We start from the raw sequence: 306 nt of genomic DNA, 5'->3' as shown, positions 1-306 counted from the left end.
ATCTCGTCGGCGCTGGCGCCCAGGTTGATCGTGTTGCCAAGCGACTTGCTCATCTTGGCCTTGCCGTCGATGCCGGGCAGGCGCCCCACCTCGGGCACCAGCGCCTTCGCCTCGACCAGCACCTCGCGCCCGGCCACGCGGTTGAAGCGGCGCACGATTTCGTTGGTTTGCTCGATCATCGGGATCTGGTCCTCGCCCACCGGCACCAACGTCGCCTTGAACGCGGTGATGTCGGCCGCCTGGCTGGCCGGATAGGTCAGGAAGCCGGCCGGAATGTCGCGCTCGAAGCCGCGCAGCGCGATCTCC

At 68.0% G+C, this 306-nt stretch carries 1 pseudogene; it reads right to left on the bottom strand.

The features are described 5' to 3' along the window. Positions 1-306 (bottom strand): annotated as a pseudogene (locus D0817_RS27150) (tryptophan--tRNA ligase); the annotation flags it as partial.

The organism is Flavobacterium cupreum (assembly GCF_003996965.1).
GTDB classification, from domain to species: Bacteria; Bacteroidota; Bacteroidia; order Flavobacteriales; family Flavobacteriaceae; genus Flavobacterium; species Flavobacterium cupreum.
Note: the sequence above shows the minus strand (reverse complement) of the source record. Positions and strands in the feature narration are given on the sequence as shown.